Here is a 23146-nt window from a genome sequence, read left to right on the forward strand (position 1 = left end):
GAAGGCAAGCTGGGAAACCTGGACGCCCTGCTGGCGGCGGAGCCCCTAGGCGGGACCGTCGGCATCGGCCACACGCGCTGGGCCACCCATGGCGCGCCCACCGAATCCAATGCCCATCCGCACGCCACCGCCCGCGTCGCCATCGTTCATAACGGCATCATCGAGAATTTCCGCGAGCTGCGCGAGGCGCTCGAGAACAAGGGCACGGTCTTCAAGACCGAGACCGACACCGAGATCGTGCTGCATCTGGTCGACGACATGCTGCAGCGGGGCATCAAGCCCGTCGAGGCGGTGAAGACCGCGCTGTCGCAGCTTCGCGGCGCGTTTGCGCTCGGCTTCATTTTTTCCGGCGACAATGATCTCATGATCGGCGCCCGCAACGGCCCGCCGCTCGCCATCGGCTTCGGCGACGGTGAGATGTATCTCGGCTCCGACGCCATTGCGCTCGGGCCCTTCACCGACACGGTGGCCTATCTCGAGGATGGCGATTGGGTCGTGATGACGCGCAAGGGCGCGACCATCTATGACCGGAACGGCGCGGTCGTGCAGCGCGACGCCCACAAGCAGAGCGCGTCCGCCTCCCTGGTCGACAAGGCGAATTTCCGCCACTTCATGGCCAAGGAGATCCACGAGCAGCCGGAGGTGGTCGGCCATACGCTGGCGCGCTACGTCGACATGGCGACCGAGCGCGTCAAGCTGCCGATCGCGCTGCCGTTCGACTTCAAGGACATTCGTCACATCTCGATCACGGCCTGCGGCACGGCGAACTACGCCGGCTATGTCGCCAAATACTGGTTCGAGCGGCTGTCGCGGATTCCCGTCGAGATCGATATCGCCTCCGAGTTCCGCTATCGCGAGGCGCCGCTGCACAAGGGCGATCTTGCGGTCTTCATCTCGCAGTCCGGCGAGACCGCGGACACGCTTGCGGCACTTCGTTACGCCAAGGCGGAAGGCGCGCACACACTCTCCGTCGTCAACGTGCCGTCTTCCACGATTGCGCGCGAGAGCGAGACCGTGATGCCGACGCTCGCGGGGCCGGAGATCGGCGTCGCCTCGACCAAGGCGTTCACCTGCCAGCTCATGGCGCTGGCGGCGCTCGCGATCGCGGCCGGCAAGGCGCGCGGCGAACTTGCGGATGCGGAGGAGGCGAAGCTTGTGCGCGGTCTCATCGAGGTCCCGCGGCTGATGGCCGCTGCACTTGCGGCCGAGCCGCAGATCGAGAAGCTCGCGCGCGACATCGCCAAGAGCCGCGACGTGCTCTATCTCGGCCGCGGCACCTCGTACCCGCTTGCGCTCGAGGGCGCGCTGAAGCTGAAGGAAATCTCCTATATCCACGCCGAGGGCTATGCCGCCGGCGAGCTCAAGCACGGACCGATTGCGCTGATCGACGAGACGACGCCCGTCGTCGTGATCGCGCCGCACGACCGGGTTTTCGAAAAGACCGTCTCGAACATGCAGGAGGTCGCCGCCCGCGGCGGCAACATCATCCTGATGACGGATGCCAGGGGCGCGGCGGAAGCGACCGTGAACTCGCTGGTGACGATCGTGCTGCCGGACATGGCGGCAACCTTCACCCCCATGGTCTATGCCGTTCCCGTGCAACTTTTGGCCTATCACACCGCGGTGGTGATGGGCACCGACGTCGACCAGCCGCGCAATCTCGCAAAATCGGTGACGGTTGAGTAGGGTTTCTGCCGAATAGGCGAGGCGCGGGGCCTGCGTCGCGTGCCCGCGCCCTTCAAAAATCTGCTAGAACACCTAGCTGATATTTTGTACCCGGCCTGGAACCTTGATGAGCTCCCGCGAAAAACTGCCGCCGACTGACGTTTCGCCGCCCGAACCGGCGCCGGACACGACCTCGCACGGGATCATGGCGCGGTTTCGGAATTATTTCCTGACCGGCCTGGTCGTGGCTGGCCCCGTTGCGATTACGCTTTATCTGACCTGGTGGTTTGTGACCTGGGTCGACGGCTTGGTGCGCCCGTTCGTTCCCATCGCCTACCGGCCGGAGACCTATCTGCCGTTCGGCCTGCCGGGGTCGGGCCTGATCGTCGCCGTGGTCGCGCTGACGCTTCTGGGCTTCCTCACTGCCAACCTGATCGGCCGCAGCCTGGTCGATCTTGGCGACCGCCTGCTCGGACGGATTCCCGCAGTACGCGCGATCTATCGCGGCCTGAAGCAGGTGTTCGAGACGCTGTTCTCGGGCAAGGGCTCGAGCTTCCGCCGTGTCGGGCTCGTCGAGTTTCCCTCGCCGGGGATGTGGTCGATCGTGCTGATCTCGCAGGAGCCGAGCATCGACGTGGCACGCAGCCTGCCGGGCCAGGAGGACCACATCTCGGTGTTCTTGCCCTGCGCGCCGAACCCGACCACCGGCTTTTTCTTTTATGTGCCGAAGAGCAAGGTCATCGAGGTCGAGATGAGCACCGAGGACGCCGCGACCTTGATCATGTCCTGCGGCGTGGTGCAGCCCGGCTCCAATGGCGATCCGAAGAAGGCAGCGGCGGCGCTCGCCGGCGTCGCCCACGCGGCGCAGATTGCCAATGCCTCGCTCGAGCGGGAGCCGGCGAAGGTGGAATAGTGGATCAAGTCTTCGGGGCACACGTCAGACCGTCACGAAGGGCAAATCCTTGATCTCGTCCCACTGACGTTGGTGCGGGATGCCGGACAGCTGCGCACGAAGCGTTTTGGGTTTCCAGACATCCTCGGGGCGAAGCGTCCCAGTCCGGGTGAAGAAGGCATTGCAGCTTCCGTCCGAACCTGCGGCCAGTCCGTAACCGTGTTGTGCACACAGTTTCGTAAGCGCGGTCAGGGAGGCGCCGTGGTACCATCCGCGCGGGTGCTTCTGGTGCCGGTCAAAGCCCGCGTCATAGGGCACCGTGATCGGTTCAAAGCCGAGCGTCGAATTGTATTCGACGCTGATGACTGCCGGCGACGTGTCGATGAGGGCTTTGAGAAACCAGTAGTCATTGCCGTCGACGTCGATCGACAGGACGCCAAGCTTCGGGAAGCGCTCTCGAATGAAATCGAGATTGTCCAGCGTCAGGAATCTCTCGACAAACTCGACGCGCGACGGCCAAAGCGCGCGGGCATCGTCGACCTGCCTCTTGCTGCCGTCGATCAGGAGGCCCGACCATTCCGGATTCCTGGCGAACTCGATGCAGTTGAATTCGATCGGATGAAATCCAAACTCGACAAAGGTCTTCGGCGCAGCCTCCGTCAGCTTCGACAGGATCTCGCGTTCATCGGCCTCCGAGCCGGGACGCAGCAGCCGATACCGGTAATAGAGACGGCGCAACGCGATACTATTTCGGACGAATTCGCGCATCCCGACCTGCCAAAGCGCTGGGCATCTCGGTTACCACTGCCGTGCCGGAGTTGCAAACGCGCTGCCGGCGCTCGGCGCTGGTCCGGCCGTCCGGAAGGGGACAAAAGCGGGCGAAAAAAGTTAGAGGTCACGTGATCTGATAGTGTCGTGCCCTCCCACCACAGTGCGATCCGGAGCCTTCCTGTGAAACCCACCATCACCGCCTTTGAACGGTCGCCCGATCGGGGCAGGGGACTGGCGCGTGACATGCGCGTTCGCTGGGCACTTGAAGAAGTGGGCCAGCCTTATAACGTTCGTCTGCTTTCGTTCAGTGAGATGAGGGAACCTGCGCATCGTGCGCTTCATCCCTTCGGGCAGATCCCGACCTATGAAGAAGGCGATTTCGCCTTGTTTGAGTCGGGGGCCATCGTGTTCCATATCGCGGAGCGCCATGCAGGTCTGTTGCCAGGCGATGCGAATGCCCGGGCACGCGCGATCACATGGATGTTTGCCGCGCTCACCACGATGGAGCCGCCGATCGTTGATCGCGAAATCGCCAGGCTCCTGGAGGGCCGCGAGACCTGGTATGAGCAGCGCCTGCTTCTCGTTGAGGGACGCATCCGTAATCGGCTGGGCGAACTTTCCGGTCATCTTGGCGATGCCGACTGGCTCGACGGCGAGTTCAGCGCCGGTGACCTGCTGATGGTGACGGTGCTGCGCAGGTTGAACGGATCGGGCATACTGGACGAATATCCTAACCTCTCCGCCTTTGTTGCCCGCGGCGAAGCGCGGCCCGCCTACAAGCGTGCGTTCGACGCTCAATTGGCGGTTTTCAAAACCATGTCAGCCAGCTGATAAACGGGCCGCCCTGGACTCATAAACAGGCGTCGCGTGTGACGATTGCGAACGTGCGTGGCGATGCCTCCCACGGCCAGTTGTGTCGCGATGCGCGCGCGACGCGGCGCTGGCGGAGTTGTGAAGGGGACCCGGCTTGCCCTTGCGGGCGGAGGCGAGAGGTGGTCAGCTTGGGGCGGGAACTGGCTGGAGGGCTTACCATCATGAAGCGAATCCTGTTCGCATCGCTGCTGCTTGCCGCATTTTCGGCCGCGCCGACGCTGGCGCAACAAACCAAGGTCGGGGACTGGACCGTCGAGAAGCGCACGAAGGACCAGCATTGCAACGCCTCCCGCGGCTACAAGGACGCGGGCGACGAGAACCGCGAATACGTCATCGTGCTGTCGCATTCCGACAAGGCGATCGTGATGGTCGTGATCTACGACGGCTGGGAATGGGACAACACAGGCGACATCCTCAAGGCCGATTTCGGCACCGACGACGCCGACATCATGAAGAAGGCCAAGTGGGAGGTCATGGACAAGACCACCGTGCGCGGCATCTTCGAGTTCGATCAAGGAATCCTGGACAAGCTCTCCAAAGCCAAGCGCATCACGCTCGATTTCGAGGACGATGACGACGACAGCATCGAAATCCAGACCCCGCGCCTCGGCGAGGTGCTGGGCGCGCTGAAGTTCTGCGAGGAGAATAAGAAATAGGGAGGCAGCGGATTCGCGCCAGAACGCAACGTGGTCATTGATCGGGACGATTGACCTTTCGTTCGCGGGGCCAATAATATCTTGGATATTGGGGGGGGGCGATTCGATGCGAAGCTCGTCGCTGCTGCTTGCCGCGGTCATGGCACTTGTTTCAGCTCCGGCATCAGCACAAAAATCATCGGTCCATTTTCAATTCAATTTCGACACTGTCGTTACCTGTAGCCGGCCGGTAAACGTGACTAATTTCGCGACGCGAGGCAGCGGTTCTGGTGTGCTCAATTCCGATGGTAGCGCATCATTTGATTTGTCGCTGGCTACCAGCAGCGTCCATTTCGACGCGAAGCTGGGCAAATCAAGTCCGGCACTATTTGGAACATCGCGACTGAGTGTCGTGAACCGACATCAACTCCGGGCTGCCTGGTCACTTCCAAACAACGATATCATTATGAACTTTCGAGTTAATTCAAGTTCGTGCCAGGCGAGTGCTGTGAGCCAACTTCGCAGGGGTGCGCGAGAGCATAATAGCGTGATCCTCGGACAGCTTGCCTACTGCAGCAAGCTTCAGATCACCCCAACAAGTTGCACCGTTCACTAAACCCGCCAGCCGGACGAAGATGGCGCCGATGACGAACCGAGCGCGCAGCGCGGCGGCCTGGGTGGCCAACGGCACCCCTCATTTCGTTGACATGGTCGCCGACGCTTTGGGCGGTCTCCCAGTCAGAGGCGACCTCTGATCGCGCGCCAGAGCACGATAATGATGCAAGCGCCGATGAAGCCCGCGACGAGATAACCGATCCAGCGCCCAAGGGCTATTCCATGCGCATCCCGACCCCGCAGGATAACACGCTCGTCGAGATCGACGACTTGGCGCCCTGAGTATTACCCTTGGCTCCTCCGAGCTAACCATCCACCCGCGTCTCTCTCCAATCGGGAAATCGTGGCCGACAGATTGTCGCGCCGAGCCCTAAGTCGACGCGCTGTTATGGGATAATTCGAATTTCTAGGGTCGAAGGCACCCGCTTGCTTCTCTTCGGATTCGATGTCCGCCTCAATCAACTGGACCATACGACGCAAGTCGGAAATGAGTTTCTGCGTCCTTTCCCGAATTAGCAACTTGCGTTTGGTTAAAGTCTCAAAATGGGATTCTGTACGCATATCGCGCCTCGGCTTGGCACAATTGGCTCAATGATCCGAGGCCGCTGCAAATCAGGTGCCGAGTGTCCAGGAGAATCGCGAATCCGCCGCAAGGCAACGGCCCCGCCCATGATGGTGGGATGAGCGGGGCCGCCAACCTCGTTGGCTCGTGAGGTTGTCTCCCCGGAGGGGCAATTGGGGATCCGGGGAGCAACGAATCGACGCCCAGCCGGTGCCGTCAGTTCCAAAATCCGGCCTCAGTGGCGCATGCCGGTATCATCGTCAGGCACAAATCCCGGCGGCATGCGCGGCGGTGTCAGCTGTCGCTTGGATTGAAGACGGGAGATGACGCCCCCGGATTTGTGGTCAATCTGTTTGGCTGCGCTATATCAGGATGCGTGCTGCACCTGGTGCACGAAGACGGGAACCGTAGCGACGGCACTGTCTGCAACCATCGATGTCGGATGCATGTAGACGAGCCACCCCATCAATGCGCAGAGGATGATAACCGTGATCAGCGAAAAAACGCGCATGCTGAGAATTTACGGAGCGCTGGGTGGAACCGCCATTCGACCTTTAGCGAGGCCCGTCGCAGGGATTTCGCGAATCCGGCCGCGCAGCTATACCAGCCAAGTATGTCCTGGGCGGCCCTTATCTTGATCCTGGTGATGGTGATAGCGGGCTCCAAGCTCGTGCGCCATTCCCTTGCGCTACTCGCCGCGATAGCGTCGATTGTAGCGTTGGCTTGGTTGTTGACTGCTCACGCTCCTAAGCCGCGTGCAAGCGGTTCTCATGCGAGTTTGACGTCGCGAACTATTCCGTAGCCTCTACCCGAATAGAACATGGACACGGCGGCGTCAGGGTGGCGGGTTAGGCTGGGCACACCTATGATTCCGCCGATCGGGCCGGGTGCGAAGCCGCTAGGGTTGGCGGCTCATCGGGAGCTGCGCAACATGGCCAACGCTCTCAGAGGCGACCTCTGATCGCGCGCCAAAGCGCGATGATGATGCAAGCGCCGATGAAGCCCGCGACGAGATATCCGATCCAGCCTCCAAGGGCGATTCCCAGAAGTCCCAGGAGCCAGTTCGCCAACGCTGCGCCGACAATTCCGAGGACGATGTTCATCAGGATTCCAGTCCCGCTCTTCATGAACATCTCGGCCAACCAGCCAGCCAGGCCGCCGATGATGATCGCTGCAATCCATCCGATCTCTGCTTCCTGCATTTTTCGCTGCTCCGTGTTGCCCGCGAGGAATCTGCGGCCTTAAGTGAGCTTAGTCGCTTTTTGCGGGTTCAACGAGTTGTTCGATGCAAATTTGCATCTTGAAGGAGCGGAGGCCCGCAACTTTCTGTGGATTTGCTGGACAACGAAGATGCGACCGGCGGCACCTCCATCTTTGCGCAGCCCACGCTTGGCCCGCAGCAACGCCTGTCCGCCAAATCCCAGCGCCCGCTGGTCCAAGAATTTCGGTCCGGGATCCGCTTACCTTCGGACATGGGCGACTCATTGGTTCGGGGGTAATTCCGTGCGCAAACTCATTGCTGCTGCATTCATTTCAAATCTGGCCGCGCTTGCCTTCGCGGCGCCTGGCTTCGCCGCCGATCTCCCGGCGCGCGAATACGCCAAAAGCCCGGCGGTCGTGCCACCAGTGCCGTACTACGACTGGTCGGGTTTCTACATCGGCGTCAATGTCGGCGGTTCCTGGGGCCATGGCAGATCGACCAGCACCGCGCTCGATGGGACATTCGTGAGCAGCGGCAGTCGCGACGATTCCGCCGTGATCGGCGGCGGGCAGGTCGGCTACAACGTCATGGTCGCGCCGCATGTCCTGCTCGGCGTCGAGGCCGACGTGGATGCTTCCTCGGCCAGGTCGACGGTGACGTCGCCGGACGGCTCCAACAGTTTCGCATCGAAGCTCGACGATTTCGGCACCGTGCGCGGCCGCGTTGGCTTCACCCAGGACAACTGGCTGTTCTACGGCACCGGCGGTTTCGCCTGGAGCCAGGGATCGGTCACGCGCACACAGATCGCGGCGGTGACGGCCGTGCCGCCGATCCCGGCAGCAGCGGGGACCGTCGAAACCGCCTCCACCACCCGGACCGGCTGGGCCGCCGGCGCCGGTGTCGAGTGGGGCATCACGCCAAACTGGACCGCACGGGTCGAATATCTCTATCTCGATCTCGGCACGGCGACGTCGGTCTTCCCGCTGGCCAACCGGCAGGTGACGAGCTCCTCCACCATGAGCATCGCGCGGATCGGCGTGAACTATAAGTTCGGCGGTCCGGTCGTCGCGAGGTACTGAAGCGCGCTTTCATGAGCTGACAGTCAAACCGGCGGCCTCCGCAACCTTCGCGGACGCCATGCACCGCCCGGAGCGCGATGGAATTGGGATGAATCACCATCGCGCTCTCGATTCTTGATTGAGCATGATCTCCGCGCAAACGCGTAGCGTTTGTCGCGAGGGAAAACCGGTGTCCACCCGCATCAAGTGCGGGGCAGGGCTTTTCCGGATCATGCTCTAGTGGAACAACAGCGCCACAACGGCACCGGCGAAGCCCACCACAAGCATGGCTGCGGCCGTTACGGTGACCAAATCAATTGTCCATGGATGGACGCCTCCGCCAACAAGATCGAAGTGTCTGGAGTGGCTTTCGTCCCGATATGTGTGAACGCGCATGGTAGCCCTCCTTCCGCGCGGTAAGGGGCTGAAATCAACTGAGCAGTTGGCAAAGGAGTTCCTCGGCAGGCGCCGGTAGCACGCGCACCCACTCCGCTAATTTTTTCAGCAATGTTGGGGCATGGCATGCGGATGCGCTCGATGCGCCCCACCTGGTTACCTCAGGCGCTGGGCGCTGGTGCCCGCGGCATTTGCCATCGACACGGCCGCCGACTCGTTGGCCGCAAACAACGCGGCTCCAGCGACCAGCGCGGCAATCACGGCGATAAGGGTCAGGAACTTCATCTGCGCCCGGAAATTTCGGCGGGCCTGATCTTGTGTCCAGTCCGGGCGCCGTGCCAATTAACAACACGAAAGCATGCTACGACCTTCGTCGCAACGTGACCTTCGACGCCGACCACGAGCTGGAGCGCTACATGCGCAGCAAGGACTGCTCGGAGGTGCGCGGCTATCCATACAAGCGCAGCCATCTGGGTCGCGGTTCGACGTTCCAAGATTTCGGCGAGCGGCCCGCCATCGACGTGGTGGCCGGGCGAGAGGTGAAATTATGATGAGGGAGCGACGATGAACGGAAGCCGCTACTACGTGGTGCGATCAGAGGGCACGAAATACGGTATAGGCTTTGGCAGCGCGCTCGCTATCGCCATCAGCTACACCACCAACAAGTCTATCCTCTGGGCGATCATCCACGGCATTCTGGGCTGGCTGTACGTGATCTACTTCGCGCTGTTCCGATCGTAGCGACGCCGATGTGCAATCTCTACAGCATCACAACGAACCAAGCCGCGATTGCCGCGCTGTTTCGTGTCGTCAACCGCTATGTCGGCAACCTGCCGCCGGTGCCAGGCGTGTTCCCGGACTATCCGGCTCCGGTGATCCGCAATTCGGATGCGGGGCACAGAGATCGCGATGATGCGATGGGGCATGCCGCCACCGCCGCGCATGGGCGGTGCGCCCGTCACCAACATCCGCAACACGTCGTCGCCGCATTGGCGCATGTGGCTCAAGCCTGAGAACCGCAGCCTGGTCCCGGCCGACAGCTTCGCGGAGTACGCGCCGGAGACCAACCCTGAGACGAAGAGGAAAGACGTGGTGTGGTTCGCGCTGAAGGAGGAGAGGCCGCTATTTGCCTTTGCGGGGGATCTGGACCACCTTCAACGGCGATCGTGGCACCAAGTCGAAGCCGATCACCGGACCACATTAGGTCTATGGCTTCCTTACGACCGAAGCGAACGCTGTTGTGAAGCCGATCCATCCGAAGGCCATGCCGGTGCTCCTGACGACGGACGAGGAGCGCGATGTCTGGATGCGCGCGCCGTGGGATGAGGCGAGGGCGCTGCAACGGCCATTGCCGGACGACGCGCTCAGGATCGTGATGCGCGGCGAGGACAAGGAGGATACGGTCGCGCGTGAGCCTCAATTGGTAACATTCGTCCGCTCATCCGGCGATTGACGGTTTAACCAATCTGCCTGCGCAGCATATTCGGCGGCCATGCGCTCCAATTCTTGTCGCGTGGCGGGCGTGGCGCAAATTGAGGCTTGCTGTCTGCACAGCAATTCGAGCGTGCGGTAGGACTGACTTTCCGAGCGACGCATCGGGCCTTGCTAATGCGAGTAGAGAGCTTTGGCCATTAACTGAGATAACTCGCATCAGTTTCACGCATATCCCACCCAAGGATACCTTTGATCGATTTTTCGTTAGGAAGCCCCTTGTTCCACTGACCCGGAACGCTGCGATTGGCATCGGAGTTTTCATAAGGGGAGCCAAGCCAACGGAGACTGCGCCTATGTCGGACCGCCGCAGCGAACCGAGGCGATGAGCTTGATCGATCATGACGGCTTCGACGTTGCGATCATCGACATCAATCTACATAACGAGTTGGCGTATCCTCTTGCAGATGAGTTGGAGCGCCAGGGCATTCCCTTTGTCTTTGCGACCGGGTACAGCGCCGGGGTAATTCCAGATCGCTATCGCCATATTGCGCGATGGGAAAAGCCCTTCGAGCTTGCAAAGATCGTCGATGAGCTGGTGCCATTTTGCGAAGACGCGTCGAAAAAACTCGCGCCTATCGACCCGCGATAGGGTTTGTGCAGTTTGGTAGCGTGAGCTGTTCAATAGGCTGGCTGAGTACTTAGTTGCCGAGATGGAACCCATCGCTGAGGTGAGAGGCGGACGAGCACCGCGTGACCCCGTGCGGCGTTTTTCTATTAAGCGACTTAACAGCGCAGCTCCTCGCTAAAGCGGCAAAGCTTTCATCTTGCTCGACCGACTCATCGGCAGCTCGTAAAGCGCGGGACCAGTGACCAGCGATATTAACTTCTCCATCTCAGGCCACCGCCAAAGCAGGAATGATGCCACCTGATGGACCGGCGTCTTCTGGTAGGCCAGTGCCAGCACAAAGCCGCTTAGGCCAGCCTGACGGAATGCAGTGCGTTCCGGTTTGTTCTTTAGAATACGAGTATCTCCGGTAACGATAGTCCAGCGCGGACCTGATGGAAGTGCGCGTGGCCGACGCCTCAGACGACTTAGTCGATGATGAGCATCAGAAGATCGGCAAGGATTGGTCTTTCTATCTTCACAACCTAGCCGCGACATTCGCCGCCCACGCTGCCTGACGACACTGCCGCCGGCGTCTCAGGGTGCCGGCGGCCTCTCTTGTTCCCTCATTCGTTGATAGATGCTGGCGACCTTGTATTCGATCAAAATCAGCACGCCGAGACAGGCGTGGGCGACCAACAGAATTAGCCCCAGAACGCGCGCGAACGGCGAATGACCGCGTTGCGCCCGTGTTGCATGGAACGCGCGGGAGCCGTTCGTAATCCCTTGAAATTGCTGGTATGGGGCGGAAGCACCGCGCAACACGGAAACGGCTACAGAACGAAGCAGTAACGTGCAAGAAACCCTTATTTGGCGAGGGTTTTTAGTGGCGATCCCGGCAGGACTCGAACCTGCAACCCGCGGAGTAGAAATCCGCTACTCTATCCAGTTGAGCTACGGGACCGTCTTCGCCTCGGCAGGGTCATATCCTGCCCGGCCGACCTTATCGCGTGACCGGCCTAACATTGCCAAGATGAAAAAAGCGCTTTTGCCCGAAAACCGCTCGAACCGGTTTCCCAGCGGCGGCGACTAAGAGGACGTGGTGGACCGTCCTCACGTCTGCCGCCAATGCCTGACCGCGGGCGCTATTCATCCTGGTGAACGCGGCAGATCGGGACTTCGTCGTCGGCCATGCCGCATGCGACTTTTTGCTACGCCGGTTCCCTGTCGGCTTTCCCGCCATCAGTCCGTCACCATTTCGCGCATTTTTACGCCACACGCGGATATCTTCCGCGAAGGAGCTCCCCCATGATCGGTTTGGTTCGCGCCGCTTTGGTTTGCGCCACGCTGGCGTTTGGCCTCACCTCGGCGCTCGCCGCCGATAAGGCCTTCAGGCGCGACGATCTCGCCGACGCCGCGATCAAGCTGGAAGCCCAGATCACGAAAGAGGCCGGACCGGTTGCCAAATCGCCGGCGACCTTGCGCAGCGATGCCGACGCCGCCTTCAGGCGCAACGATTTCCGCACCGGCTTACAGATTCTCGGCCAGATCGCCGCAACCGCCCCGGACGATGCCGCCAACTGGCTGCGCCTCGCCCGCACCATCTTCCAGATCAAGCCGCAGACGACCAGCGAGCAGACTTTCTTCCTCGAGCGGGCGTCGACTGCGGCCTATATCGCCTATCAGCGCGCCGCCAGCGCGAGCGACGAGGCGGATGCGCTCGCCGTGCTGGGCAAAGCCTTTGCCGAGCGGCAGATGTGGCGTCCGGCACTGGATTCGCTCCGCCTCTCGCTCGACGAGAAGGAGGTCGCCGACGTCCGTGCCCAATACGAGAAGCTGCGTGACGATCACGGCTTCAAGCTCGTCGATTACAACGTCGATTCCGATTCGGCCTCGCCCCGGGTCTGCTTCCAGTTCTCCGAGGAGCTAGCCAAGCGTACTGATTTCACGCCCTACGTCGCACTCGCCGGGACCGACAAGCCGGCCTTGACCTCGGAAGACAAGCAGCTCTGCGTCGACGGGCTCAAGCATGGCGAGCACTACAACATCAATCTGCGCGCCGGCCTGCCCTCGACGGTAAAGGAGGGGTTGCCGAAATCGGCCGAGTTCAACATCTATGTCCGCGACCGAAAGCCGTTCGTGCATTTCACCGGCCGCGCCTACGTGCTGCCGCGCACCGGTCAGCAGGGCATTCCCGTGGTCAGCGTCAACACGTCGGCGCTCAAGATCAAGGTGTTCCGGATCGGCGACCGCAACCTCATCAACACGGTGATCGACAACGATTTCCAGCAGCCGCTCAGCCGCTATGAGCTTTCCAATCTCGGCAACGAGCGCGGCATGAAGGTCTGGAGCGGCGAATTGGCTACCGCGACCACGCTGAACAAGGAAGTCACGACCGCATTTCCGGTCGACCAGGCGATCGGCGCGTTGCAGCCCGGCGTCTATGTAATGACGGCAGCGCCCAAGAATCCGGGCGCCGACGACGATTATCAGCTCGCGACCCAATGGTTCATCATCTCCGACCTTGGCGTTGCCGCCTTCTCCGGCAATGACGGCGTTCATGTCTTCGTCAATTCGCTGGCGACCACGCAAGCCGTGGCGCACGCCGAGGTGCGGCTGGTCGCGCGCAACAACGAGATCCTCGCGACCAAGCAGACCGACGAATCCGGTCATGTCCTGTTCGAGCCGGGACTCGCGCGCGGCGAGGGCGGTCTCTCGCCGGCGATGGTCACGGTGTCGAACGAGAAGACCGACTACGCCTTCCTCAGCCTGAAATCGAACGCCTTCGACTTCACCGACCGCGGAGTGGCCGGCCGCGAGGCGCCGAACGGCAGCGCGGATGCGTTCGTCTATGCCGAGCGCGGCGTCTACCGCTCCAACGAGACGGTCTATCTCACCGCGCTGCTGCGCGACGGCCAAGGCAATGCCGTGACCGGCACGCCGCTGACGCTGGTGGTCGAACGGCCCGATGGCGTCGAGTTCCGCCGCGCCGTGCTGCCCGATCAGGGCGCGGGCGGCCGCTCGCTCGCCGTGCCGCTCAATTCCGCCGTCCCGAGCGGCACCTGGCGGGTGCGGGCCTTCACCGATCCCAAGGGAGAAGCCGTCGGCGAGACCACCTTCATGGTCGAGGACTACATTCCGGAGCGGCTGGAATTCGATGTCACTTCAAAGGATAAGGTCATCAAAGCTGACACTCCGGTAGAGCTTAAGGTCGACGGCCATTTCCTCTATGGCGCGCCGGCTTCCAATCTCCAGCTCGAGGGCGATGTCCTGGTCGCGCCCGCCGACGAGCGTCCTGGTTTTGCCGGCTACCAGTTCGGCGTGGATGACACCGAAACCGCCTCCAATGAGCGCACCCCGATCGACAGCCTGCCGCAGTCCGACGACAAGGGCGAGGCGACGTTCCCGGTCAGCCTGCCCAAGCCGCCGACCTCGACGCGGCCGCAGGAGGCGCGCATCTATATCCGCATGGCGGAGGCCGGCGGCCGCGCGGTCGAGCGCAACATCACGCTGCCGGTTCAGCCCGCGACCAGCGAGATCGGCGTCAAGCCGTCCTTCGGCGACAAGAACATCGCGGCCGGTGACAAGGCCGATTTCGACGTCGTGTTCGTCTCGCCGGAAGGCAAGACGTTGGCGCGGGACGGGCTGCACTACGAGCTGTTGAAGCTGGAATCCCGCTACGAGTGGTACCGGCAGGACTCGTCCTGGGACTATGAGCCGGTCAAGACCACCAAGCGGGTCGCCGACGGCGATCTCACCATCACCGCCGACACGCCGGCGCATCTCTCCTTCACGCCGCCGGAAGGCCGTTACCGTCTCGACATCAAGTCGTCCGATCCGAACGGTCCGATCACCTCGGTGCAGTTCGATGTCGGATTCTATTCCGACGGAAGCGCCGACACACCGGACTTGCTGGAAACCTCGATCGACAAGCCGCAATATAAATCCGGCGACACTATGGTGGTGTCGGTCAATGCGCGCGCCGCGGGCAAACTTACCGTCAACGTGATTGGCGACCGGCTGCTGACGACGCAGAGTATCGACGTCAAGAAAGGCACCTCGCAGGTCAAAATCCCGATCGGCAACGACTGGGGCACCGGCGCCTATGTGATGGCGACCGTGCGCCGGCCGCTGGATGCGGCCGCGAAGCGCATGCCGGGCAGGTCGATCGGCCTGAAATGGTTCGGGATCGACAAGGACGCGCGGACGCTGCAGGTGAACCTGTCGCCGCTGGCGCTGGTGCGGCCGAACTCATCGCTGAAGATTCCCGTCAAGATCGGCGGGCTGAACCCCGGCGAAGACGCCAAGGTGGTGATTGCGGCGGTCGATGTCGGCATCCTCAATCTGACCAACTACAAGCCGCCGACGCCGGATGATTATTTCTTCGGCCAGCGTCAGCTCACTGCGGAGATCCGTGATCTCTACGGCCAGCTCATCGACGGCATGCAGGGCACGCGCGGCCAGATCCGGAGCGGCGGCGATGCCGGCGCCGAGCTGCAGGGCTCGCCGCCGACGCAGAAGCCGCTCGCGCTCTATTCGGGCATCGTCACGGTTGCCGCCGACGGCACCGCCGAGGTCGATTTCGACATTCCGGACTTCGCCGGCACCGCGCGCGTCATGGCGGTGGCGTGGAGCGCCACTAAACTCGGCCGCGCGACCACGGACGTGACCGTCCGCGATCCGGTCGTGCTGACCGCGACCTTGCCGCGCTTCCTGCTCAACGGCGACCACGGCACCATGAGCATGGACCTCGACAATGTCGAGGGCGCACCTGGCGACTATGTTATCGACGTCAACGCGTCGGGCACGGTGAAAGTCGCCGGCAATCCGACCACCACGCTGAAGCTCGACGCCAAGCAGCGGGCCTCGACGACCCTTGGGCTCGACGCCAGCGGCGCCGGCAAGGCGGAGCTCGACGTCTCGATCAACGGGCCGAACGGGCTGACGCTGGCGCGGCATTACGCGCTCGATGTGAAGCCGGCAACGCAGGTGCTGGCGCGGCGTTCGATCCGCACCCTGGCGAAGGGCGAGAGCCTGACGCTGACATCGGATATGTTCAGTGATCTGGTGCCGGGCACCGGCACGGTGTCGATCTCGGTCGGGCTTTCCTCAGCGCTCGATGCGGCGACGATCCTGCAGGCGCTCGATCGCTATCCGCATGGCTGCTCCGAGCAGATCACGAGCCGCGCCATGCCGCTGCTCTATGTCAATGAGCTTGCAGCGGGCGCCAAGCTGGCGCAGGACGCGAATCTCGACCAGCGCATCAAGGATGCGATCGAGAAGCTTTTGGCGCGTCAGGGCTCTAACGGATCGTTCGGCCTGTGGTCGGCGGGCGGCGATGACCCCTGGCTCGACGCCTATGTGACCGATTTCCTGACCCGCGCCCGCGAAAAGGGCTTTGCGGTGCCGGACGTGCTGTTCAAGAGCGCGCTCGACCGCATCCGCAACTCCGTCGTCAACGCCGCCGAGCCGGAGAAGGACGGCGGCCGCAATCTGGCCTACGGCCTCTATGTGCTCGCGCGAAATGGTGCGGCTCCGGTCGGCGATCTCCGCTATCTTGCCGACACCAAGCTGAAGGACATCGCCACGCCCATCGCCAAGGCGCAGCTCGCCGCGGCGCTGGCGCTGGTCGGCGACCGCAACCGCGCGGAACGGGTCTATGCCTCGGCGCTCGACGATCTCTCGCCGAAGCCGTCGCTGGTGTTCGGCCGCGTCGACTACGGCTCTTCGCTGCGCGATGCTGCTGCCCTGGTGTCGCTCGCCTCTGAAGGCAACGCGCCGCGGGCGACGATCACACAGGCCGTGCTGCGGGTGGAAGCCGCGCGTGGGCTTTCGCCCTACACCTCCACCCAGGAGAATGCCTGGATGGTGCTGGCGGCGCGTGCGCTCGCCAAGGAAACCATGGCGCTTGATCTCAATGGCAGTGCGATCAAGACTGCGCTCTACCGCACCTACAAGGCCGACGAGGTCGCGGGTCAGCCGCTCAAGATCACCAACACCGGCGACGCGCCGGTGCAGGCAGTGGTCTCGGTCTCGGGCTCGCCTGTCGTGCCGGAGCCTGCGGCCTCCAACGGCTTCAAGATCGAGCGAAACTATTTCACGCTCGACGGCAAGCCGGCGGATATCTCGACCGCCAGGCAGAACGACCGCTTCGCGGTGGTCTTGACGATCACCGAGCCGACGCCGGAATACGCCCATATCATGGTGTCGGACTATCTCCCGGCAGGGCTCGAGATCGATAACCCACATCTGGTCTCGTCGGGTGACACCGGCACGCTGGATTGGATCCAGGACGGGGAGGAACCAGTTAACACCGAGTTCCGCGACGACCGCTTCACGGCCGCGATCGACCGTGCCGCCAACTCGAAATCGGTGTTCACGGTCGCCTACGTGGTGCGCGCGGTGACGCCCGGCAAATATGTGCTGCCGCAGGCCTATGTTGAGGATATGTATAATCCCTCGCGCTATGGCCGCACCGGCACCGGCGCGATCGAGGTGCGCCCGGCGAAATGAGCGACGAGATGGCGATAGGCTCGGTGACGGCGACTGGCGCGCCGCGGCGGCGATGGCTGGGGAAAGCCGCGATCGCGTCGATCGCAGCCCTGGTGTGCCTGGCCGCTGCCTTCGCGGCCTGGGTGGTTTCGCTTGGGCCGTTGCCGCTTGCGGAAGCAGAAAAGGTCTCCACCACGGTGGTCGACCACAATGGCAAGCTGCTGCGCGCCTATGCGATGGCGGATGGCCGCTGGCGGCTGCCGGTCGATGCGAAGAAGGACGTCGATCCGATCTATCTCAAGCTGCTGCTCGGCTATGAAGACCAGCGCTTTCGCGAGCACGACGGCGTCGATCCGCTCGCACTTGCCAGAGCGGCGTTCCAGCTCGTCACCCGCGGCCACATCGTCTCGGGCGGCTCGACCATCACCATGCAGCTCGCCCGGCTGATGGAAGAACCCCGCCACCATCGCTCCTTCTATGCCAAGCTGCGGCAGATCGTGCGCGCGATCGAGATTGAGCGGCAGCTCAGCAAGGACCAGATCCTCAACCTCTATCTCGCGCTGGCACCCTACGGCGGCAATCTCGAAGGAATCCGCGCGGCATCCATCGCCTATTTCGGCAAGGAGCCGAAGCGGCTGTCGCTGGCGGAGGCCGCGCTTCTGGTGGCGCTGCCACAGTCGCCCGAGACGCGGCGGCTCGACCGCTATCCGGATGCGGCACTCGCCGCGCGCGACCGCGTGCTCGACCGCATGGTCGAGGAGAGGCGCATCACCCAAGAGGATGCCGTCGAAGCGAAGGAAGCGCCGGTGCCGAAGCTGCGCCGGCCGATGCCGATCCTGGCGCCGCATTCGGCCGACCAGGCCATCGCCATCATGAAGGATACGCCGGTCATTCGATTGACACTCGACGAAAGCCTGCAGAAGGCGCTGGAGTCGTTGGCACGCGATCGCGCCATTGCGCTCGGTCAAAACATCTCGGTCGGGATCATCGCGATCGACAATGCGAGCGGCGACGTGCTCGCCCGCGTCGGCTCGGCCGGCTATTTCGACGCGAGCCGGGCCGGGCAGGTCGACATGACGCGCGCGGTGCGCTCGCCGGGCTCGACCCTGAAGCCGTTCATCTACGGCCTCGCCTTTGAGGACGGCTTTGTGAATCCGGAAAGCCTGATCGAGGACCGTCCCATCCGCTTCGGCTCCTATGCGCCGGAGAATTTCGACTTGACCTATCAGGGTACGGTGCCGGTGAAACGCGCGCTGCAGTTCTCTCTCAACGTGCCGGCCATCGAACTGCTCGACCGTGTCGGTTCGAGCCGGCTCTCCGCGCGCCTGGCGCAGGCCGGCGGCAACCTGGTGCTGCCGAAGGACGAGGCGCCGGGGCTCGCGATGGGGCTCGGCGGCGTGGGCGTGACGTTGCAGGATCTGGCGCTGCTCTATGCCGGGCTGCCGCGGCTCGGCACGACAAAGCCGCTCCGCGAAATCATCGATGGACCTGACACCCGCGAACCCCAGCGGCTGATGGATCCGGTCGCGGCCTGGCAGGTCGCCCACGTCCTCATGGGATCGCCGCCTCCGGAAAACGGTGTCGGCGGCCGCATCGCCTTCAAGACCGGCACCAGCTACGGCTATCGGGATGCCTGGTCGGTCGGCTTCGACGGGCGCCTCACCATCGGCGTGTGGGTCGGCCGTCCCGACGGTGCGCCAATGCCGGGTCTGATCGGCCGCGTCGCGGCGGCGCCGATCCTGTTCGACGCCTTTGCGCGCACCGGCAGATTGCCGGCGCCGCTGCCGAAAGCACCCAAGGGGGCGCTGATTGCAACGAACGCAAAGCTACCGCTTCCCTTGCGACGGTTCCGTCCCATGGGCGAATTGCTCCTGACCGGCGGTGAGCAGGCACTGCACATCCAGTTCCCACTGAACGGCTCGCGGATCGACGTCGACCGTTCCAACGCCGCTGATATCACCCCGATGCCCGTCCGTGTCGCGGGTGGCGCGCTGCCGATGACGGTTCTGGTCAACGGGCGGGCGGTCGGACAGATCGACGGACGGCGGCAGCGTCTGGTCGATCCGCCCGGACCCGGCTTTGCGCGGGTCACCGTGATCGACGCAACGGGCGCTGCGGACACAGTTGTTGTAAGAATCCAATGAGGGCAGCCTAACCGGTTGTCCCGACGATGGTTTCAGCGTATGCGGAACCATGGTCGAGAGCTATTCCCGCCCCCGTTTTGGCGTCCCGCGCGAGCCCAAGAACCAGTCCAAGAACCTGGTCAATCCCGGCGACCGGCTGATGCGGATGATTGACTTTGTCACCGCCAGCCACGCGCGTGCGATCGCGTTTCTGCTTGTGTGCGGCGCACTGTTTTTCCTGCCGGGATTTTTCAACATCCCGCCGGTCGATCGCGACGAGGCGCGCTTTGCGCAGGCGACCAAGCAGATGGTCGAGACCGGCGATTTCGTCGACATCCGCTTCCAGAACGACGTGCGCTACAAGAAGCCAGTCGGCATCTACTGGATGCAGGCGGGGGCGGTGAAGACGTTGAAGGCGCTCGGGCTGCGGAGGGCGGAAGTTCGCATCTGGGTCTACCGGCTGCCATCGCTGATCGGTGCGATGGGCGCCGTGCTCCTGACCTATTGGGCGGCGCTCGCCTTCGTGACGCGGCGCGGTGCGGTGTTCGCCGCGCTGATGATGTGCAGTTCGGTGTTGCTGTCCGCCGAGGCGCGGCTCGCCAAGACCGACGCCATGCTGCTGCTCACCGTGGTGGCGGCGATGGGCGCGCTGGCGCGGGTCTATCTGTCCTGGCAGCGCGGTGAGGATCCCGAGCATCCGCCGTGGAGTTGGCCGGCAATCTTCTGGACCGCGGTCGCCGGCGGCATCCTGCTCAAGGGGCCGCTGATCCTGATGTTTGCGGGGCTCACCATCCTGACCCTCGCCATCCTCGATCGCGGCGCCTCCTGGCTCTGGCGGCTGCGCCCGGTCTGGGGGCTGATGTGGATGCTGGTGCTGGTGCTGCCCTGGTTCATCGCGATCTACATGCGCGCGGGGGATGCCTTCTTCGCCGATTCCGTCGGTGGCGACATGTTGAGCAAACTCGCGGCGCAGGAGTCCCATGGGGCGCCGCCCGGGCTTTACCTGCTGCTGTTCTGGATCACGTTCTGGCCTGGCGCGCCGCTTGCGGGCATGGCGGCGCCGGCGGTCTGGCGCGCGCGGCGCGAGCCGGGCGCGCAATATCTGCTCGCCTGGCTGGTGCCGTCATGGATCGTATTCGAACTGGTGCTGACCAAGCTGCCGCATTACGTGTTGCCGCTCTATCCGGCGATCGCGATCCTGACCGCCGGTGTGCTGGAGCGGCGCGTACTGTCGCGCTCCTGGCTGATCAGGGGGGCGGCCTGGTGGTTCGCAATTCCCGCGCTTGCCGCGGTGCTCTCGATCGTCGGCGCCGTCATCTTGAGGCGCCAGCCGCTGTTCCTGGCATGGCCGATATTTGCCGCCGCGATGATCCTTGGCCTGTTCGCTTGGTGGCTCTATGAGGACGGCCGCGCCGAGCGCTCGCTGCTGAACGCGATCGTGGCCGCGCTTGCACTCGCCTTCGCCGTCTACGGCGTGGTGCTGCCGAGGCTGAACACGCTGTTTCCGAGCGCCGAGATCGCGCACGCGCTACGCTATGCCGTCTGCGTCAAGCCGAGACTCGCCTCGGCCGGCTTTGACGAGCCGAGCCTCGTGTTCATGACCGATACTTCGACGCTGTTGACCGACGGCTCAGGCGCCGCGGATTTCCTGAACCAGGGAGGCTGCCGCTTCGCGCTGGTGGAACAGCGCTCCGAGCGGGCCTTCGTGGAACGGGCGGAAGCGATCGGGTTACGATACAATGTCGCGCGTCGGATCGAGGGCTATAATATCTCGCGGGGCAATTCGGTCTCGATCGTGATCTTCCGCGCCGAAGGCACGCAGTAAGATGAGCGTGCCGTCCGGCATCGGTGAGACCGAGCCTTATGCCGCGCAACTTGTCGCGTTGATCGGACGTTCGGCGACGCAGCTTGTGCGCAAGCCTGCTGCGCCACAGCGTGCCGAAGCGGTCCAGCGCCTGCGCCGGCAGGCGCTGTGGCTGATCGGAATCGGCGCCGTGCTGGTCGTGGCGCTGATGTTCGGCTTCGACGCGACGGAGATCGGCCTGATGCCGCCGCGCGGCGCGCCGAGCGTCTGGCCGGCGCGAGTCGTCACCGATTTCGGTAGGGACTCCTACCTGATCGCGGCGCTCGCGGCCGCGCTGGCCGTTCTGGCGCTGGCGTTTCCATTCGTGCGCGGCGACGCGCGCGCGAAACTGCTACACTTTGCGGGCCGTATCGAATTTCTGCTGTTCGCGGTGGCGTTGCCGGTCGCCTCGACAGAGGTCATCAAATATATCGTCGGGCGCGGCCGGCCTTTTGTCGGCGGGAAGGCCAATCCTTTCAACTTCGCGCCGTTCACGGGAACCCAGGCTTATTTCAGCTTTCCTTCGGCGCATTCAGTGGCGGCGTTTGCGCTCGCTGTCGGCGCGGCCGCCATCTGGCCGCGGTTGCGCATCCCCCTGTTTATCTATGCGGTCGTTATCGCAGCCAGCCGTCTCGTGCTGCTCGCCCATCATCCGAGTGACGTTGTTGGCGGCACGGTCATCGGTATCGTCGGCGCGCTCGCGGTGCGCCATTGGTTTGCAGTGCGTGGACTTGGCTTTACCATTGGCGAAAACGGCAAAATTGTCCCGCGATAGCGCCTTTCAAGGGGTTGCGAGCCTCGTCCGGACGCGATAAGCGCGCGGACGAGGCTGTTCTCTGCCGCCGGTCAAACTCACTCGATGAGCCTGAGCGTTCCACTTGCCGTCCTCCGACACCGAAGTCGCGGTCTCCATCGTCGTCCCCGTGCGGAACGAGGCGGATAATGTCGCGCCGCTGATTGCGGAGATCGCAGCCGCGCTCGACGGCCGCTGGGCCTACGAAATCATCTATGTCAATGACGGCTCGACGGATGCGACCGCCGAGCGGCTCGCGGGCGCGATGAAGGAGCGCACCAATCTGCGCCAGCTCCGCCACGCGAAATCCGCCGGCCAGTCGGCCGCGGTGCGGAGCGGGGTCCGCGCGGCGCGCGGTGCGATCGTCGCAACGCTCGACGGCGACGGCCAGAACAATCCCGTCTTCCTGCCCGATCTGATCTCGGCTCTCGAAAGAGGCGGTGCTCGCGTCGGCCTCATCGCCGGCCAGCGCGTCGGACGCAAGGACACTGGCTTCAAGAAGCTGCAGTCGCGCGTCGCCAACGCGGTCCGCAAAGCGATCCTGAAGGATGGCACCCGTGATACCGGCTGCGGGCTGAAAGCGTTCCGGCGCGATGTGTTCCTGATGATGCCGTATTTCGACGGGCTGCATCGCTTCCTGCCTGCGCTGATGCGCCGGGAAGGTTTCGAGATCGACTATGTCGACGTCATTGACCGGCCGCGCCATTCCGGCGTGTCCAACTACGGCTTCTTTGACCGGCTCTGGATCGGGATCATGGATCTCTGCGGCGTATGGTGGCTGATCCGTCGCAAAAAGCCGACGCCCGACGTGACCGAGGTGAAGTGATGATCATTCAATATGGCCAGGCGTTGAGCGATTATCTCTACGACGTCTTCGTCGCCAAGTTCGATTTCTGGCTGGCTTTCGGCCTGGTCGCGCAGTTGTTCTTCACCGCGCGCTTTCTGGTGCAATGGATTGCGAGCGAGCGTGCCGGCAATAGTGTGGTGCCGATGGCGTTCTGGTTCTGCTCGATGGGCGGTGGGTTGATGACGTTGACCTACGGCATCGCAAAGCGCGAGCCGATCATAATTCTCGGACAGGGGTTGGCGACTGTCATCTATCTGAGAAACATCATGCTGATCTGGAAGAACCGCGGCAAGGGATCGCAGACGCTGGATCGCTGACCTGCGGACCTCAATGGGAGACCTG

General features: G+C 63.2%; 18 protein-coding genes, 1 tRNA gene and 2 pseudogenes. 15 read left to right on the forward strand and 6 right to left on the reverse strand.

The window, feature by feature from the left end; all coding sequences use genetic code 11:
• The coding region (gene glmS, locus VKR55_RS23760) for a glutamine--fructose-6-phosphate transaminase (isomerizing) (RefSeq protein ID WP_324407152.1) at positions 1 to 1686 on the forward strand (1686 nt) is incomplete at its 5' end.
• Positions 1687 to 1792: 106 nt separating this feature from the next.
• Positions 1793 to 2578 (forward strand): DUF502 domain-containing protein, encoded by a 786-nt coding sequence (locus tag VKR55_RS23765; RefSeq protein WP_324407153.1) that lies wholly within the window; start codon positions 1793 to 1795, stop codon positions 2576 to 2578.
• A 24-nt stretch (positions 2579 to 2602) separates the two neighbouring features.
• Here the strand turns inward: VKR55_RS23765 and VKR55_RS23770 are convergent, their stop codons facing one another.
• Positions 2603 to 3325: a hypothetical protein gene (locus tag VKR55_RS23770; protein WP_324407154.1), complete on the reverse strand. Its 723-nt coding sequence runs from the start codon at positions 3323 to 3325 to the stop codon at positions 2603 to 2605.
• A gap of 183 nt (positions 3326 to 3508) precedes the next feature.
• On the opposite strand from VKR55_RS23770, the gene VKR55_RS23775 reads away from it, so the two are divergent.
• Together VKR55_RS23775 and VKR55_RS23780 are read left to right on the forward strand one after the other, a co-directional pair.
• Positions 3509 to 4159 carry a glutathione S-transferase family protein gene (locus tag VKR55_RS23775; protein ID WP_324407156.1) on the forward strand — a complete coding sequence of 217 codons (651 nt, stop codon included), beginning with the start codon at positions 3509 to 3511 and terminating at the stop codon, positions 4157 to 4159.
• A 203-nt stretch (positions 4160 to 4362) separates the two neighbouring features.
• Positions 4363 to 4857, forward strand: a complete 495-nt coding sequence (locus VKR55_RS23780) for a hypothetical protein (protein ID WP_324407158.1) — start codon at positions 4363 to 4365, stop codon at positions 4855 to 4857.
• 717 nt (positions 4858 to 5574) lie between these two features.
• Here the strand turns inward: VKR55_RS23780 and VKR55_RS23785 are convergent.
• Positions 5575 to 5673, reverse strand: a pseudogene (locus tag VKR55_RS23785) (GlsB/YeaQ/YmgE family stress response membrane protein); the annotation flags it as partial.
• A 1284-nt stretch (positions 5674 to 6957) separates the two neighbouring features.
• Positions 6958 to 7215, reverse strand: coding sequence for a GlsB/YeaQ/YmgE family stress response membrane protein (locus VKR55_RS23790; RefSeq protein WP_324407159.1), 258 nt, complete (start codon positions 7213 to 7215; stop codon positions 6958 to 6960).
• A 301-nt stretch (positions 7216 to 7516) separates the two neighbouring features.
• Between VKR55_RS23790 and VKR55_RS23795 the strand changes: the two genes are divergently transcribed.
• Complete coding sequence (locus VKR55_RS23795) at positions 7517 to 8293, forward strand: outer membrane protein (protein ID WP_324407160.1); 777 nt, start codon at positions 7517 to 7519, stop codon at positions 8291 to 8293.
• A gap of 531 nt (positions 8294 to 8824) precedes the next feature.
• Here the strand turns inward: VKR55_RS23795 and VKR55_RS23800 are convergent.
• Positions 8825 to 8953, reverse strand: coding sequence for a hypothetical protein (locus tag VKR55_RS23800; protein WP_324407161.1), 129 nt, complete (start codon positions 8951 to 8953; stop codon positions 8825 to 8827).
• Between the two features lie 95 nt (positions 8954 to 9048).
• Here VKR55_RS23800 and VKR55_RS23805 point away from each other — a divergent pair, with 95 nt between their 5' ends.
• From VKR55_RS23805 to VKR55_RS23820, 4 genes and pseudogenes are all read left to right on the forward strand, one after another.
• On the forward strand, positions 9049 to 9219 hold the full coding sequence (locus VKR55_RS23805) for a hypothetical protein (RefSeq protein WP_324407293.1): 171 nt from the start codon (positions 9049 to 9051) through the stop codon (positions 9217 to 9219).
• Between the two features lie 34 nt (positions 9220 to 9253).
• Positions 9254 to 9409: a hypothetical protein gene (locus VKR55_RS23810; RefSeq protein WP_324407162.1), complete on the forward strand. Its 156-nt coding sequence runs from the start codon at positions 9254 to 9256 to the stop codon at positions 9407 to 9409.
• An 8-nt stretch (positions 9410 to 9417) separates the two neighbouring features.
• Positions 9418 to 10121: pseudogene (locus VKR55_RS23815) on the forward strand (SOS response-associated peptidase).
• A gap of 363 nt (positions 10122 to 10484) precedes the next feature.
• The gene (locus VKR55_RS23820; RefSeq protein ID WP_324407164.1) at positions 10485 to 10751 is read left to right on the forward strand and encodes a response regulator; all 267 of its coding nucleotides are present in this window, start codon (positions 10485 to 10487) and stop codon (positions 10749 to 10751) included.
• Positions 10752 to 10904: 153 nt separating this feature from the next.
• On the opposite strand, the gene VKR55_RS23825 is transcribed toward VKR55_RS23820, so the two are convergent.
• Together VKR55_RS23825 and VKR55_RS23830 are read right to left on the reverse strand one after the other, a co-directional pair.
• Positions 10905 to 11264, reverse strand: coding sequence for a PIN-like domain-containing protein (locus VKR55_RS23825; protein WP_324407165.1), 360 nt, complete (start codon positions 11262 to 11264; stop codon positions 10905 to 10907).
• A 329-nt stretch (positions 11265 to 11593) separates the two neighbouring features.
• A tRNA-Arg gene (locus VKR55_RS23830) sits at positions 11594 to 11670 on the reverse strand.
• 344 nt (positions 11671 to 12014) lie between these two features.
• Between VKR55_RS23830 and VKR55_RS23835 the strand changes: the two genes are divergently transcribed.
• From VKR55_RS23835 to VKR55_RS23860, 6 genes are all read left to right on the forward strand, one after another.
• Positions 12015 to 17219, forward strand: a complete 5205-nt coding sequence (locus VKR55_RS23835; protein WP_324407166.1) for an alpha-2-macroglobulin family protein — start codon at positions 12015 to 12017, stop codon at positions 17217 to 17219.
• Complete coding sequence (gene pbpC / locus VKR55_RS23840) at positions 17216 to 19342, forward strand: penicillin-binding protein 1C (protein WP_324407168.1); 2127 nt, start codon at positions 17216 to 17218, stop codon at positions 19340 to 19342. The genes VKR55_RS23835 and pbpC overlap by 4 nt, the downstream gene beginning before the upstream one ends.
• A gap of 49 nt (positions 19343 to 19391) precedes the next feature.
• The gene (locus tag VKR55_RS23845; RefSeq protein WP_324407169.1) at positions 19392 to 21146 is read left to right on the forward strand and encodes an ArnT family glycosyltransferase; all 1755 of its coding nucleotides are present in this window, start codon (positions 19392 to 19394) and stop codon (positions 21144 to 21146) included.
• 1 nt (position 21147) lies between these two features.
• On the forward strand, positions 21148 to 21939 hold the full coding sequence (locus tag VKR55_RS23850) for a phosphatase PAP2 family protein (protein WP_324407171.1): 792 nt from the start codon (positions 21148 to 21150) through the stop codon (positions 21937 to 21939).
• A gap of 103 nt (positions 21940 to 22042) precedes the next feature.
• On the forward strand, positions 22043 to 22783 hold the full coding sequence (locus tag VKR55_RS23855) for a glycosyltransferase family 2 protein (RefSeq protein WP_324407173.1): 741 nt from the start codon (positions 22043 to 22045) through the stop codon (positions 22781 to 22783).
• On the forward strand, positions 22783 to 23121 hold the full coding sequence (locus VKR55_RS23860) for a lipid-A-disaccharide synthase N-terminal domain-containing protein (protein WP_324407175.1): 339 nt from the start codon (positions 22783 to 22785) through the stop codon (positions 23119 to 23121). Before VKR55_RS23855 ends, VKR55_RS23860 begins: the two co-directional genes overlap by 1 nt.
• The last annotated feature ends 25 nt before the right edge of the window (positions 23122 to 23146 follow it).

It is taken from the genome of Bradyrhizobium sp., from assembly GCF_035309285.1.
Lineage (GTDB): Bacteria > Pseudomonadota > Alphaproteobacteria > Rhizobiales > Xanthobacteraceae > Bradyrhizobium.

Excerpts from the sequence above, each read along its gene's own strand:
- VKR55_RS23845 (WP_324407169.1), top strand. The coding sequence starts at position 19,392 with ATGGTCGAGAGCTATTCCCGCCCCCGTTTTGGCGTCCCGCGCGAGCCC.
- VKR55_RS23850 (WP_324407171.1), top strand. The coding sequence starts at position 21,148 with ATGAGCGTGCCGTCCGGCATCGGTGAGACCGAGCCTTATGCCGCGCAA.
- VKR55_RS23770 (WP_324407154.1), bottom strand. The coding sequence starts at position 3,325 with ATGCGCGAATTCGTCCGAAATAGTATCGCGTTGCGCCGTCTCTATTAC.
- pbpC (WP_324407168.1), top strand. The coding sequence starts at position 17,216 with ATGAGCGACGAGATGGCGATAGGCTCGGTGACGGCGACTGGCGCGCCG.
- VKR55_RS23835 (WP_324407166.1), top strand. The coding sequence starts at position 12,015 with ATGATCGGTTTGGTTCGCGCCGCTTTGGTTTGCGCCACGCTGGCGTTT.
- VKR55_RS23790 (WP_324407159.1), bottom strand. The coding sequence starts at position 7,215 with ATGCAGGAAGCAGAGATCGGATGGATTGCAGCGATCATCATCGGCGGC.
- VKR55_RS23860 (WP_324407175.1), top strand. The coding sequence starts at position 22,783 with ATGATCATTCAATATGGCCAGGCGTTGAGCGATTATCTCTACGACGTC.
- VKR55_RS23820 (WP_324407164.1), top strand. The coding sequence starts at position 10,485 with ATGAGCTTGATCGATCATGACGGCTTCGACGTTGCGATCATCGACATC.
- VKR55_RS23800 (WP_324407161.1), bottom strand. The coding sequence starts at position 8,953 with ATGAAGTTCCTGACCCTTATCGCCGTGATTGCCGCGCTGGTCGCTGGA.
- VKR55_RS23765 (WP_324407153.1), top strand. The coding sequence starts at position 1,793 with ATGAGCTCCCGCGAAAAACTGCCGCCGACTGACGTTTCGCCGCCCGAA.
- VKR55_RS23780 (WP_324407158.1), top strand. The coding sequence starts at position 4,363 with ATGAAGCGAATCCTGTTCGCATCGCTGCTGCTTGCCGCATTTTCGGCC.
- VKR55_RS23825 (WP_324407165.1), bottom strand. The coding sequence starts at position 11,264 with ATGTCGCGGCTAGGTTGTGAAGATAGAAAGACCAATCCTTGCCGATCT.